The sequence below is a fragment of the Virgibacillus sp. 7505 genome (assembly GCF_002272135.1).
Lineage (GTDB): Bacteria > Bacillota > Bacilli > Bacillales > Amphibacillaceae > Terribacillus.
In genome coordinates this window covers 1-233 of record NZ_NPBF01000325.1, presented here as the reverse complement: position 1 = coordinate 233, position 233 = coordinate 1, and the positions used below count along the sequence as shown (strand labels likewise).

The 233-nt window shown below is 48.5% G+C and carries 1 protein-coding gene; it reads right to left on the bottom strand.

The window, feature by feature from the left end; translation table 11 throughout:
- Positions 1-220: hypothetical protein (locus tag CHH91_RS20770; RefSeq protein ID WP_176465886.1), on the bottom strand; the 220-nt coding region annotated here is incomplete at its 3' end.
- Positions 221-233 lie beyond the last annotated feature (13 nt).

Sequence of the window (233 nt, the reverse complement as noted above, 5' to 3'; positions counted from 1 at the left end):
CTAATAAATTGCCTAACTGGGCTACCGCCTCATAATCGAGTTCGATCTGTTTGGCCCCGCCACTGTATAGCGGTTTTTCTGTCATGAGGCTTGTCTCTAGTGAACTTGCTTCGTAGCCCCTCTCTTCCTGGCCTCCAACAATTAAGACTTGCCTTTTGTCGCTTCCAATATATTCTTGGCCTAGCTCAGCAAGCTTGCCCCTTTCGTTTTCTCCATTCATCGGTGCATCCTCC